Here is a 10,431-nt window from a genome sequence, read left to right on the forward strand (position 1 = left end):
GACGCTCAGCTCATGTGCCACTTCTGCAGGATCTGCTGCAGCGTGCCGTCGCTCTTCATCTTGCGGATCGCACCGTTGAGCTGTTCGAGCGTCGCGTTGTCGCCCTTGCGCACGATGAAGCACACCTGACCCTTCACGACGCTCTGGTATTCGGGTACCAGCCGCACCTGGCGATTGACGCCGTGCTCGATCTGGTACGCGACGATCGGCTGGTCGGCGAAGCCGGCCTTGATACGGCCGAGCGCGACGTCGCGCATGATGTCGGCGATCGAGTCGTAGGTGCGGACTTCCTTGAAGATGCCCTTCTTGTTGAGCGCATCGACGAATGCCGTGCCGACCTGCGCGCCGACCACCTGGTCCTTGAAATCGTCCATCGACGTATAGCGGCCCGGATCGTCGGCCTTCACGATCAGGCCTTCGCCGAACGAGTAGACGGTGTCGGAGAAATCGACGACCTGCTGGCGCGCCGGCGTCTTCAGCATCGCGGCCGAGATGATGTCGATCTTCTGCGTGGTGAGCGACGGGATCAGCGCCGAGAACACGGTCTGCTGCACGTCGACGCGAAACCCGGCCGACTTCCCGGCCGCGGTGATCGCATCGACCATCATCCCCTGGATCGAATTGCTCTTGACGTCGAGAAACGTGAACGGCACGCCGGTGGCCGTCGCGCCGACCTTCAGCGTGGGCTCGGCGGCGACGCCGCTCGCCGAAGCCGTGGAGAGTGCGACACAGGTGACGAAACCGGCGGCCAGTGCGCCGAACCGCTTGATGAATGGAACCATGGTGACTCCTTCTCGAATAATCCGGGGCGCCGGCCGGTCGCTGATCGACACTGCGACGATGGCTTGATCTTAAAACGAATCAAAAACATCGCAAATAGATTTTTGCGTATCGATATTCGATACGATATGATGCAATATCGAATCGATCTTGCCCCTCGCCATGGAAACGTCGTCCGACCAAGCAAACGATCTGCTGTTCAACCAGTCGCTGGAAAAAGGGCTCAACGTGCTGCGCGCGTTCAGCGCGAAGCGGCGCACGATGACGCTGGCGGAAGTGGCCGACGCGGCGGGCATGACGAAAAGCTCCGCGCAGCGGATGGTCTATACGCTCGAGAAGCTCGGCTACATCCGCAAGCATCCGGTCACGCGGCGTTATCAGCTCACGCCGCACGTGATGCGGATCGGCTTCAACTATCTCGCGGCCGATACGTTGATCGACGTCGCGAATCCGTTCCTGTCCGAGCTGACGAACCTGACCGGCGAAACCACCAACCTCACCGAGCCGGACGAGGACGAAATGGTGTACGTCGCGCGTTTCGTGTCGACGAAGTTCGTGCCGATCCACATGCCGATCGGCAGCCGTATCCCGATGTACTGCACCGGCAGCGGCCGCGCGTTCCTGAGCGCGTTGCCACCCGGCGACGCACGCGCGCGGCTCGACGGCATGGTGCGTACGCCGCACACGCCGCGCACGGTCACGGCGCTGGACGATCTCGTCGCGTTGCTCGATGGCGCGCGGCGCGAAGGCTACGCGACCAACCAGGAAGAACTGTTCATCGGCGACATGTCGATTGCCGCGCCCGTGCTCGGCAGTCAGGGGCAGCCGGTCGCGGCCGTGCACGTGGTCGCGCCGACGAGCCGCTGGACGTTCGACGACGCGCGCCGCAAGCTCGCGCCGGCGGTGATCGACTGCGCGCGCGGGATCAGCAATTCGATCCGGACGCTTGAATAGCGTCGACGAAACGGCATACGGCGCGCCGTTGCATCGCGCAACGGCGTTCGATCGCTACTGCGGCTTGGGCGGATGCTCGGTTCGATAGGTACGGTTCGGACGCGATACGAGCTGCTTCGCTGCAGCGTCCAGTTCCTTGCCGTGATACAGGTCGATGCACTTCAGGAAGTCGAACTTCACATCCGCGACTTCCGATTCGACGACCGGATTCCGATAGTCGCGAGCCAGATACTTCGCAACCAGCGCATGAATGACGTCCGGCGCACGTTCCATGTCGTAGTAGGTCCAGTCGCGCAACGCGCTGATGCTGCTGCCGATGTCCTTGCTCGCGCCGGGCGCCTGCTTGTATGCGGCAGCCAGGCACTCCGCGAGCGCCATGTCCTTGAAGTTCTGGAGGTAAGTTCGTGAGCCGGCCTCGGGCGATGTTTGTGCGACGTCCTTCGCCACGACCATCGTCGGTTGAAACGCGATGCACGCCAACGCGGCAGCGATCCGGACTCCCCTCATGACAGGCTCCAAAAATTTGCGCGATCGGTACGATACCGCGCGCCCGGTTCGTTGAAGTAACAATGGTCGTAGCACGTCCGCCCGTTAAACAGCGTGGCGTGGCCCTGTGCATCGCTCCACCCCGACACCTCGAACAGGAGGACGCCCTGCCGACCCGCAAGTGGCCCTCCGTTCGACGGCGGGTATTTGACGCCCTCAGCCTTCCCCCAGCGTTGCTCGAGAAAACGAATCAAATCCCTGACACGGAAAAAGTATTGCCGATTGTCTCTGCCCGATACCGTTTGCTCGGGGATTCGCGGTATCACCATGCCAGCTTCACCCAGGATATAACTCATCCTCACCGCGCAAGTATTGCTCCATCGCTCTGTCGGATTCGGATTGTTGACGTTCTTCTCGACGTATCCACCTATCACTTTCGCAACGCGCTCACCGGAATTTGCCGGGTCGTAGATTCGCTGAGATGCCGCCCATGCAACGGCAAATGATGGTCGTTTCACTTTGGCTCCTTGTTGTTGAAATGAATTCGACTCGAGGGTAAGCGCATCGAAGACTCGCGACGGCTCATGTGCACCGAGAACCTTCGAATCCACCGAATCAGGGCGTCATGATGCACGGCTTGAAAGTTTTTTGTAAGGAAGTCGGCTTGTCGGACTCCGATCCGTCTTCTGCTTCACCCCTCGTTTTCCCCGATCCCGTTCGCCTTGACTCCGCCGCCCCGATCGACAAAACTTCGCACATCGCCAGTGTGATCACAGATCGCAGATCAAACTCAGGAGCCCCGCCTTGCCGCCACGCATCGTCCCGCCCGCACTGAAAGTCATCGAACAGGAAACGATGGCCGACAAGGTCTATCAGCAACTGCGCGAAGCGCTGATGAGCGGCCGCTTCGCGCCCGGCCAGGCGCTGAGCCTGCGCAGCGTCGCCGAGGCGGTCGGCTCGTCGACGATGCCCGTGCGGGCCGCACTCACGCGGCTGCGCGCCGAACGCGCGCTGGTCGACGGCCCGAATCGCGCGCTCGTCGTCCCGCCGATGACGCTCGACATGCTCGACGAACTCCGCGACGTGCGCATCGCGCTCGAAGGCTGCATCGCCGAACGCGCGTGCGCCCGGATGACCGACGCGCAGATCGCGGCCGTGCGCAAGACCTGCGAGACGATGCAGGCACACGCTGAGGCCGGCCGCTCGCGTGCCTACCTGCAAAGCAATTTCGCGTTCCACAGTGCGATCTACGCGCACGGCGCCAGCGAAAACACGCTCGCGATCGTGGAGAACCTGTGGATGCGCGTCGGCCCGTTCCTCAACATGGTCGCGCTCGACATCCCGCACATGCGGCGCTCGATGGATGCGCACCGCGCGATCGTCGATGCGCTCGAACGGCGCGACGGCGCGGGCGTGCGGGCCGGCATCGCGCTCGACATCGGCGGCGCCGCGCATGATCTCGCCGAGACGCTGCGGGCCGAACAGACGCCGCGGAGCGTGAACGCGAAACCGTAGCGACCGCGTGCCACGGCCGCCCGACACGCGAGCGGCCGTCATTCCACAACACCAAAGATGGAGACAACCCGGCATGACAGCTTCCGACCTGCTGAAACCCTATGACGGCCTGCGCGTCCTCGTGACCGGCGGCGCGTCGGGCATCGGCCTCGAAATCGCCGATGCGTTCGCCGAATGCGGCGCGCGCGTGCACGTGTGCGATGCGTCGCAAGCCGCGATCGCGGCGCTCGCAGATCGGCCGCCGCGTGCCGCGACCGGCGCGATCAGCGCGACGCTGGCCGACGTGTCCGACCCGGCCGCCGTCGAGCGCGTGTTCGCCGACGTGTCGACCCGGCTCGGCGGCCTCGACGTGCTGGTCAACAACGCGGGCATTGCCGGCCCGACCGGCGGCATCGACGAAATCGACCCCATGCAGTGGGAGCAGACCGTCGCGATCAACCTGAACGCGCAATTCCAGTTCGCGCGCCGCGCGGTGCCGCTGCTGCGCGAGTCGAAACCCGGCGGCGCGATCATCGCGCTGTCGTCGGTCGCCGGCCGGCTCGGCTACGCGTTCCGCACACCGTATGCGGCGACCAAATGGGCGGTGGTCGGCCTCGTGAAAAGTCTCGCGATCGAACTCGGGCCGCTCGGCATCCGCGTGAACGCGATCCAGCCCGGCATCGTGCGCGGCCCGCGGATGCGCCGTGTGATCGAGGCACGCGCGCAGCAGCTCGGCATCGGCTACGACGAAATGGAGCAGCGCTATCTCGAGAAGATCTCGCTGCGGCGCATGACCGATCCGGCCGAAATCGCCGCGACCGCGCTGTTCCTGTGTTCGCCGGGCGGGCACGGGATCACCGGGCAGGCGATCTCCGTCTGCGGCAACGTCGAAGTGCTCTGACGCCTCCTGCATCGTTCATCGAAAGGAATCCATCCGTGGCAAACGCTCGCAAAGTCATCATCACCTGTGCGCCGACCGGCGCGATCCATACGCCGTCGATGTCGCCGTACCTGCCCGTGACGCCGCACGAAATCGAAACGGCCGCGGTCGCGGCCGCGCAGGCCGGCGCGGCGATCCTGCACCTGCACGCACGCAACCCGTCCGACGGCAAGCCGACGCAGGACCCGGCCGTGTTCGCCGAGTTCCTGCCGCGCATCAAGGCGCGGACCGACGCGGTGATCAACCTCACGTCGGGCGGCAGCCCGCACATGACGGTCGACGAACGGCTGCAGCCGGCGCTGCATTTCCAGCCCGAAGTCGCGTCCTTGAACATGGGTTCGATGAACTTCGGGCTGTACCCGATGCTCGAGCGCTTCCGAGAGCTGAAGCATCCGTGGGAGCGCGAACATCTCGAGAAAAGCCGCGATCTCGTGTTCAAGAACACGTTCGCGGACATCGAGACGATCCTCACGCGCTGCGGCGCGAACGGCACGCGGTTCGAATTCGAGTGCTACGACATCTCGCACCTGTACAACCTCGCGCACTTCGTCGATCGCGGGCTCGCGAAGCCGCCGTTCTTCGTGCAAAGCGTGTTCGGCCTGCTCGGCGGGATCGGCGCGCATCCGGAGGACCTGATGCACATGCGCCGGACGGCCGACCGCCTGTTCGGCAGCGATTACGTGTGGTCGATCCTCGGCGCCGGGCGCAACCAGATTCCGCTCGCGACGATCGGCGCCGCGCAAGGCGCGAACGTGCGCGTCGGGCTCGAGGATTCGCTGTGGATCGCGCCCGGCAAGCTCGCGGAATCGAGCGCCGCGCAAGTCCTGAAAATGCGCCAGGTGCTCGAAGGCCTGTCGCTCGAGATCGCGACGCCGGCCGAGGCGCGCGCGATGCTCGCGCTCAAGGGCGGCGACGCGGTGAATTTCTGACCGCCGGGTAGCACCCTAACACCAGAACCCGCAAGCGCAGTGACAAGGCGCCGGCCCGAGCCGGCCGGTGCCAGGACGCCCTTGATCGCCCCGCTCCATGCGAGCGCCGCCGGCGCGGCTCCGTCGACTGCCCATCCGCTGCCTGCATCGCAGCGGCATTTGCCGAACGCGGCGCGCCGTGCTTGCCGTGCGCGCCGGTTCGCTCTTACCGGAGTCGTCCGCATGTCCACTCATCATGCTCAGGCATTGTCTTCCGCCGCCGGCGACGCGAACGCGTCGCTGAACCGGCTGCTGTTCCGCAAACTCATGCCGCTGCTGATCGCCGCCTATGTGATCAGCTTTCTCGACCGCACCAACATCGCGTTCGCCAAACATTCGATGGGCGTCGATCTCGGCATCTCATCGGCCGCGTACGGGCTCGGCGCGGGGCTGTTCTTTCTCACCTACGCGTTGTTCGAGATCCCGAGCAACCTGATCATGCATCGCGTCGGAGCGCGCTTCTGGATCACGCGGATCATGATCACGTGGGGCGCGCTGTCGGTCGCGATGGCGTTCGTCCGCGGCGAGACGTCGTTCTACGTGATGCGCCTGCTGCTCGGCGTGGCCGAAGCCGGCCTGTTTCCCGGCGTGATGCTGTATCTGACGTACTGGTTCGGCCGCGAGGAACGTGCGCGCGCCACCGGTTATTTCCTGCTCGGCGTGTGCATCGCCAACATCGTCGGCGGGCCGCTCGCCGGCGCACTGATCGAACTCGACGGCACGCTCGGCTTCCACGGCTGGCAATGGCTGTTCGTCGTCGAAGGCATTCCGGCGATCCTGCTCGCGTTCGTCGTGTGGACGCGATTGCCGGACCGTCCGAGCGCCGCGCCGTGGCTCGCCCCGGAAACCGGCCGCGCGCTCGAGCGCAAGCTGGCCGCCGAACAGGACGCGGGCGTCTCCGCGCACGGCGGCCATGCGTTCGGCGCCGCACTGCGCGATCCGCAGATCTGGCTCGCGATCTTCGTGTACTTCTGCCACCAGTTGACCATCTACACGGTGATCTTCTTCCTGCCGGGCATCATCGGCGCGTCGGGGCGCCTCTCGCCGGTCGCGGTCGGGTTGCTGACGTCGCTGCCCTGGCTCGCCGCCGCGCTGGGCGCCGGGACGCTGCCCCGCTTCGCCCGCGAGTCGCGTCATTCGCGCCGGATGCTGTGCGCGGGGCTGGTGGTCATGGCCGCCGGGATGGTCGGCGCCGCGCATGCGTCGCCGCTGGCGGGGCTGCTCTGCGTGTGCGTCGCGGCATCGATGTTCTTCGTCGTGCAGTCGATCGTGTTCACGTTTCCGGCGTCGCGGCTCGCCGGCAGCGCGCTGGCCGGCGGGCTCGGGCTCGTGAATACGTGCGGGTTGCTCGGCGGCTTCGTCGGGCCGACCGTCGTCGGCGCGATCGAACAGGCGACCGGCAATGCGAAGAACGGGCTGACGCTGCTGGCGGCCGCGCTCGTCGTCGCGGCGTTCGCGAGCCTCGCGTTGCGGCACGGGCACGAGCCCGCCGACGTGCGGTCGCGCGGCTGAAGACAGCGAGATTCAGGCTGGCGAGATGCGGGTTTCGCCCCGGCCGCATCTCGCCTCGCTCCGTCAGAACAGATGCATCTCCGCGACAAACACCACGCCCGAGAACAGCAGCGTCGTCACGCAATACCCCATGATGTCGCGCACGCCGAGCCCTAGCGCAGCAGCGCAACGTTCTCGTCGATTCGACGCTGAATGTCCGTCAGCGTGTCTTCTGTGATGATCCCCTCGTAGCGGCGCTTCGCAATGGCCGAGAACTGGCTGGCTACTCCGCACATTCCGTCGATCATGTCGCTGGCAACGGCTGCGGAAAGCTCTGCTTCCTTTGCCAGTCCGAGCAATGCCGCCCGGTCGATCTGCAGCGCCTCGCCCATGACGTCCATTTGGTGGTAACCGCCCGGCCCCTCGCAGAATGTCACGTCGTAGGCCGGCGCGAGTTTCCACTGGCCGGATCGCGACATGACGTAAGCGAAGTTTTTCGGATGATCGTCGCGATTGTTGAACGCGACATTGAAGACAGCCCGTTCAAACGCCCGCGCCTTCTCGCGTACGTCGTTGGTGCACATGTGAGTCGCACGCAAGAAGTTCACATAGTCCAGCGCCCCCGGCGTTTTGTAATCGGCACCGGTAAACGCGGCAACGCTTTGCATGGGCACGCGCAGACCGTCCCGTCGATCGAAACGCCGGGACGCAAATGCCGCCATCCCGTCAGGCAAATTGAAATGCAGCGTGTCCGGGGTCTCGATGCCGCACATGCGCAAGCACTCGGCGTAGACCATTTCGATCGCGCACACCTCGGGATGCTCTTGCCGAGCCGGGAACTTGACCAACCACGCGTCAAAACCCGCCACCGCGGCCGTGGTAAAAACGCCGGACTGCGGATCACGATAGACCAGGGCCTTCGGCCTGGCACCTTGCGGAGAGCCGCCCACCTGCAGCAGTTGATGAAGGAATTCGCCGCCCTCACCGTTGAGGACTTCCTGTACCTCGGCCGCGAGCCGGTCGAGAGGAATATCCGGCTGCGGTGCCTGGATCTCGACCGCGACCGGCTCGAACGACATGGCGCCCATTGCGTGGTTGCCAATGTAAGCCAACCGCTCCAGCGGCCCGATGCGTGCCGCGTTGAGACCGCGGCGTTTGAACAAGCGGTCCATGAGCAACATGCCCCATCCGTCGGGCAGCGCGTCATAGACTGGGCCGGGCAATCCCAGCTGATGGGACGGAAAGTCCTTGCGCAGCCTCGCCCCATGCAATGGGAGCGCATAAGACGACAGTTCCAGCCCCCTTTTGCGCGCGTCATCGCTATATTCGAATACGATCAACGGGCGCCCCGTGATCGCCGTCGTAGAAACCATCGATCCCCACAGCCAGTGCTCCCCCCAGCCGTCGTAGTAGACATCGATCCGCTCGATCATTTCTGGTTGCCCCTCGTGACGCGCTGACGTTTGGCACTTTTTTCATACCGATGAACGTCTTCCAGGCTATCGAGCTTCGGCAGGAACAATCCTTCGAGTTCCTTGCTACGTCCCAGGACCATGGCTACACGAACTACCGTCTCGAGGCTCACATTGCGTCCGGCTTCCAGATTGGACACGGTATTGGAACCGACGCCGGCACGCGCGGCTACGTCGCTCTGCGTCAATTGCAACGCCAGCCGCTCCGTGCGAAGCCTCGCGCAAAGCAGTGTGACGATTTCATCGGGCTTGCGAAAATTTAATTCCAGCATAGTGGGTCTTCCCGCGCCATATCTCTCGTAACTCACAATATTATAGAGTTACAGGAGAGATGCATGCAGGAACTTTAATTCCCATACATTGTGTCTTATTTTGATATTTTCGCAGATAATTCACTTCAAAACGGAATTGATGCGTCAGCGATGCACGCTCTTCCCCTGCCCACTGGACGCCTTCCAGATACGCCATGTCGTGGATGGATCGCCGCGCGCATCGATGCGTATACGGGCCCTGGCGTGAGCCCGCTAGCGAGCAACCGCCTCCGGCGTGCTGACGGCTGCGATCGCTGTCGCTCGCCGCTCCACCAGCTTCTGCGCAAGCCGGTACGCCACAAGCGAACCCGCCACGGCAAGCAGCATCGGCACGAGGCAGTCGTGATTCGCGCGCGTGAATTCGAGCAGCAGCACGACGGCCGTGATCGGCATCTGCATCGACGCGGCGAGAAACGCGGTCGCGCCGATCAGCGCGCATCCGCCGAGCGATGCGCCCGGCCACACGATGCTCCACAGTCCACCGAGCACGACCCCGAGCAGCGCGCCGTTCGCGAGGCCCGGCGTCAGCAGCCCGCCTTCCGCGCCGGCCCGCAGGCTGCCGGCCTCGATCAGCACCTTCAGCACGAGCAGCACCGCCGCGAGGCCGATCGTCAGCGTGCCGTCGAAGCCCAGCGATGCCGGCCCCTTGCCGTTGCCGAGCAATTGCGGAAACCCCGTCGAGAGCACGCCGATCACCGCGAAGTTGAGCAGCGCGAACACCGGCAGCCGCCAGTCCTTCGGCGCGTTCGCCCGCGCGCGGGTCGTGAGCCGCACGAAACCGTACGCGGCGAAGCCGAACAGCGGCCCGCAGACGATCGACCATGCGACCAGCGGTGTGCTCAGCACGAACGCCGGCACCGTGTACTGGTGCTCATTGCCGAGGCCGAGCCACGCGACGATCGCCGCGATCGCGGACGTCACGACCGCCACGATCAGCGCACGCATTTCGAACGTGCCGAGCAGCACCTCGAGCACGAAGATCGCGCCGCCGAGCGGCACGTTGTAGACGGCCGCGAGCCCCGCGCCGGCGCCGCACGCGACCATCAGCCGGCAATCGTCGGGCGTGAGTCGCGCCGCATGCGCGAACCGCCCGGCGAGCAGCGAACCGATCTCGCGCGGCGCGACTTCGCGGCCGAGTGGCGAGCCGAGCGCGACGGTGACGATCTGCAGCAGCGCATGAACCGTCGTACTGACGAACGGCATCCGCGGATCGGCCGCGCGCACCGCGCGACGGATGCTGACGAGCGGCCGGCCATACCGGTAAAGCGCCCACCAGCCGCCGCCGGCGACGATCCCGCAGACGGTCAGCACCGCCAGCCGACGCAGTGGTTCGGCGCCGGTCACGCCACTGAGGAAGCTCTCGGACCCGATCACGTGCGCGATGCCGTAGCCGTACGCGAGGTGCTGGATCGCATGCAGCAGCAACGCGAGCAGCATGCCGCCGAGACCCGCGCCGATACCGGTCAGGACCGTGACGACAGCCATGCGCGCGAACGGGCTGACGGGGGGCGAGGAAGCGGCGGGAGCGGATGGAA

The 10,431-nt window shown here is 65.2% G+C and carries 11 protein-coding genes and 1 pseudogene; 5 read left to right on the forward strand and 7 right to left on the reverse strand.

The window, feature by feature from the left end; genetic code table 11:
* Positions 1 to 5: 5 nt before the first annotated feature.
* On the reverse strand, positions 6 to 782 hold the full coding sequence (locus tag H3O04_RS05445; RefSeq protein ID WP_023475712.1) for an ABC transporter substrate-binding protein: 777 nt from the start codon (positions 780 to 782) through the stop codon (positions 6 to 8).
* 160 nt (positions 783 to 942) lie between these two features.
* Here H3O04_RS05445 and H3O04_RS05450 point away from each other — a divergent pair, with 160 nt between their 5' ends.
* A complete protein-coding gene (locus H3O04_RS05450; protein ID WP_023475711.1) occupies positions 943 to 1,734 on the forward strand; it encodes an IclR family transcriptional regulator in 792 nt (263 codons plus the stop codon).
* Between the two features lie 54 nt (positions 1,735 to 1,788).
* Here H3O04_RS05450 and H3O04_RS05455 read toward each other — a convergent pair whose 3' ends face one another.
* Positions 1,789 to 2,241, reverse strand: a complete 453-nt coding sequence (locus H3O04_RS05455; protein WP_006479081.1) for a type VI secretion system amidase immunity protein Tai4 — start codon at positions 2,239 to 2,241, stop codon at positions 1,789 to 1,791.
* Entirely contained in the window at positions 2,238 to 2,831 is a 594-nt protein-coding gene (locus H3O04_RS36620) for a type VI secretion system amidase effector protein Tae4 (RefSeq protein WP_337249617.1), read from the reverse strand. Before H3O04_RS36620 ends, H3O04_RS05455 begins: the two co-directional genes overlap by 4 nt.
* 193 nt (positions 2,832 to 3,024) lie before the next feature.
* Here H3O04_RS36620 and H3O04_RS05465 point away from each other — a divergent pair, with 193 nt between their 5' ends.
* From H3O04_RS05465 to H3O04_RS05480, 4 genes are all read left to right on the forward strand, one after another.
* Positions 3,025 to 3,735, forward strand: coding sequence for a GntR family transcriptional regulator (locus H3O04_RS05465; protein WP_023475709.1), 711 nt, complete (start codon positions 3,025 to 3,027; stop codon positions 3,733 to 3,735).
* Between the two features lie 73 nt (positions 3,736 to 3,808).
* Positions 3,809 to 4,615: an SDR family oxidoreductase gene (locus tag H3O04_RS05470; RefSeq protein ID WP_006479083.1), complete on the forward strand. Its 807-nt coding sequence runs from the start codon at positions 3,809 to 3,811 to the stop codon at positions 4,613 to 4,615.
* Positions 4,616 to 4,650: 35 nt separating this feature from the next.
* Entirely contained in the window at positions 4,651 to 5,583 is a 933-nt protein-coding gene (locus H3O04_RS05475; protein ID WP_006479084.1) for a 3-keto-5-aminohexanoate cleavage protein, read from the forward strand.
* 222 nt (positions 5,584 to 5,805) lie between these two features.
* Positions 5,806 to 7,134: an MFS transporter gene (locus H3O04_RS05480; protein ID WP_202587282.1), complete on the forward strand. Its 1,329-nt coding sequence runs from the start codon at positions 5,806 to 5,808 to the stop codon at positions 7,132 to 7,134.
* Positions 7,135 to 7,197: 63 nt separating this feature from the next.
* Here the strand turns inward: H3O04_RS05480 and H3O04_RS05485 are convergent.
* The 4 genes and pseudogenes from H3O04_RS05485 to H3O04_RS05500 form a co-directional block, all read right to left on the reverse strand.
* A pseudogene (locus H3O04_RS05485) lies at positions 7,198 to 7,296 on the reverse strand (TIGR00366 family protein); the annotation flags it as partial.
* Positions 7,287 to 8,546, reverse strand: a complete 1,260-nt coding sequence (locus tag H3O04_RS05490; protein ID WP_202587283.1) for a type II toxin-antitoxin system HipA family toxin — start codon at positions 8,544 to 8,546, stop codon at positions 7,287 to 7,289. The pseudogene H3O04_RS05485 and the gene H3O04_RS05490, both read right to left, overlap by 10 nt.
* Entirely contained in the window at positions 8,543 to 8,857 is a 315-nt protein-coding gene (locus H3O04_RS05495; RefSeq protein ID WP_202587284.1) for a helix-turn-helix domain-containing protein, read from the reverse strand. The genes H3O04_RS05490 and H3O04_RS05495 overlap by 4 nt, the downstream gene beginning before the upstream one ends.
* 252 nt (positions 8,858 to 9,109) lie before the next feature.
* The coding region (locus H3O04_RS05500; protein ID WP_237666185.1) for a chloride channel protein at positions 9,110 to 10,431 on the reverse strand (1,322 nt) is incomplete at its 5' end.

The sequence above is a fragment of the Burkholderia sp. KCJ3K979 genome (genome assembly GCF_016759955.1).
GTDB classification, from domain to species: Bacteria; Pseudomonadota; Gammaproteobacteria; order Burkholderiales; family Burkholderiaceae; genus Burkholderia; species Burkholderia orbicola.

What these genes read in the sequence shown, in the direction of transcription:
- H3O04_RS05445 (WP_023475712.1), bottom strand. Translation starts at nt 782, where the DNA reads ATGGTTCCATTCATCAAGCGGTTCGGCGCACTGGCCGCCGGTTTCGTC.
- H3O04_RS05450 (WP_023475711.1), top strand. Translation starts at nt 943, where the DNA reads ATGGAAACGTCGTCCGACCAAGCAAACGATCTGCTGTTCAACCAGTCG.
- H3O04_RS05455 (WP_006479081.1), bottom strand. Translation starts at nt 2,241, where the DNA reads ATGAGGGGAGTCCGGATCGCTGCCGCGTTGGCGTGCATCGCGTTTCAA.
- H3O04_RS05470 (WP_006479083.1), top strand. Translation starts at nt 3,809, where the DNA reads ATGACAGCTTCCGACCTGCTGAAACCCTATGACGGCCTGCGCGTCCTC.
- H3O04_RS05480 (WP_202587282.1), top strand. Translation starts at nt 5,806, where the DNA reads ATGTCCACTCATCATGCTCAGGCATTGTCTTCCGCCGCCGGCGACGCG.
- H3O04_RS05490 (WP_202587283.1), bottom strand. Translation starts at nt 8,546, where the DNA reads ATGATCGAGCGGATCGATGTCTACTACGACGGCTGGGGGGAGCACTGG.
- H3O04_RS05495 (WP_202587284.1), bottom strand. Translation starts at nt 8,857, where the DNA reads ATGCTGGAATTAAATTTTCGCAAGCCCGATGAAATCGTCACACTGCTT.